Origin of the sequence: Bacillus cereus group sp. BfR-BA-01347 (assembly GCF_022663835.1) — a bacterium.
In the GTDB taxonomy this organism is placed as follows: domain Bacteria; phylum Bacillota; class Bacilli; order Bacillales; family Bacillaceae_G; genus Bacillus_A; species Bacillus_A thuringiensis_K.
Genome location: NZ_JAKUGG010000065.1, coordinates 1 through 1,976, shown reverse-complemented (window position 1 = coordinate 1,976; position 1,976 = coordinate 1). Strand labels below are relative to the sequence as shown.

Here is a 1,976-nt window from a genome sequence, read left to right as displayed (position 1 = left end):
TTTTTTTTTGAGCTGCGGCAGTTACAGGAATATTTGTAGTCATTTGGATTTTATCAGAGTAAACCTTTCAGTTATTTTAGCCTATATAACGTATAAGGCAGCTATTGTCTAATCAAGTGTACATATTTGCTTATGACGCAATAGATGTTTAACCAAGAAGAAAAGCATTAGAGGAAACAAGAAATTGAATAATAAGATATCTTGCAATATGTTTCTCTTTGTAAAAAGATAAGATCTTACTCTCCGATCTTATCTTTTTTATTTGTAAATTTGCAATAGGGCTACCGCCATATGCCCCTTTTCATGATTAGTTGGTTTTACTTTTAATACTCTCAGTTGCTTTTTTAAATAGTTTCATTGCCTGCTCTGCTTTGTTTTCTGCCTGTTCCAACTTATTATCATTTTGTTCTTCTAATGCCTCTGAGAGTAATTGCAGAGCATTCCAGTAATTATCCATTGCCTGTTTTATCTTTTTTTGTTCAACTTCTAACCCTTTAGGTGCCTCAAGGTATTTGATGTCTCTTACGTGTGTTTTGGCCATATCCAAACTCAATTGGATTTCACTTTTCTTTGACTCATAATCCTTTATATCCGAATGTCCTATATCTTGTATCAGTCTCATAACTTCATCCATCTTATTTGTATTTTCTACGATGGCTGCTTTGTATTTATCAACTTCTGAACCACTAACTTTGTCATTTAAATCTTCCTCACGATGACCCTCTTTGGCATGTTTCTGGTTCTCTTCCTTTACCTTTTGCTCTACATCAGGGTATTTCTCGTTTATCCCATTAAATACTGTCTCCCATTTAGAAACACCATCATCTATCCCAAACATACCGTTTTGTATGCTTTCTTTTGCTTTATCCTTATCATATTCACCATCATACTTACGGGCATCATACTGTCTAACTGCATCTTCTACTTTTATTAGGTGTTTTCTAATCGCTTCTCCCCCTTCTTGTATTAAAAATTGGTAGTCTTCATACTTTTTAGGTGGTTTGATTTTTTCAAAACGGTTTATGTCCAAACTAATGTGACTAATTAAGGAATCTATCTCACCTATGTAGACACCCTCTTCTGTAAATAATTCATCAGTTTTCTTTTCTAGTTTTTTTAAATGATACTGGAATTCTAAGTGTAGTTCAGTCAAACGATAAGGGTAATCTTCTTCAGATACCTTTACCTTCTTTTCACCTTCTGTGTCTGATACATTTGATTTACTTTCTTTACTACTTGATTCGTCTTCCTTACTTCCCTTTTCATACTCAATTCTAGACAATGCGTTTCTTAGTTGGTTTTCAATGTGTTCATCACTATAGTGCAATTTCTTTAGGTCAGATACCATTTTATCTGCATCATAATACTTATCTACTTTTCTATACTCTGACTGTGTAAGTCCATATGTATTTAATGTACAACCTACTAGCATGAAACTAACACTTAATCCTGCTATTGCGATACCCTTAAATGATTTATTAATATTCATTTTAAACTTATCCCCTTTTTCTTTTAGTAATTCTTTTCTTCAACAATAGACAGACCTTCATGAGTTTTTGCATTGTCTGCTGCGTCAGTTTAGTTTTCCTAACTTATTGTTTCAGTCTTAACTTGAATTTCTTCCTTATAATTACAAAAAGGATATACCTAAACATATAACTGCTAGTAAAATATATCCTTATATTATTTTATAATGATGATAATTAATGAGTCAAAGTGATTTGCGAAAACTATCAACTCAGCTACCTACTTTTATAGAAATACAGTAGGCTTTTTTACATTAAAAAACTCACCATCCAACAGAAATGGCGAGATCCTTATATATTATTTAATATCTTGTTTTCTCTAATGCTTTTCTTCTTAATTAACAAATAACTGCACTATACGTTATATAAGCTAAAATATCTGAAAGGTTTACTCTGATAAAAGCCAAATGACTACAAATATTCCTGTAACTGCCGCAGCTCCAAAAAACC

The 1,976-nt window shown here is 32.1% G+C and carries 1 protein-coding gene; it reads right to left on the bottom strand.

Annotated elements, in window-relative coordinates; all coding sequences use genetic code 11:
• Positions 1–307: 307 nt before the first annotated feature.
• Positions 308–1,489 carry a DUF7018 domain-containing (lipo)protein gene (locus MR143_RS32605; protein WP_242281299.1) on the bottom strand — a complete coding sequence of 394 codons (1,182 nt, stop codon included), beginning with the start codon at positions 1,487–1,489 and terminating at the stop codon, positions 308–310.
• Positions 1,490–1,976: the final 487 nt, after the last annotated feature.

Bases quoted from the DNA above. Each gene is read 5' to 3' on its own strand.
- MR143_RS32605 (WP_242281299.1), bottom strand. From the start codon at position 1,489: ATGAATATTAATAAATCATTTAAGGGTATCGCAATAGCAGGATTAAGT.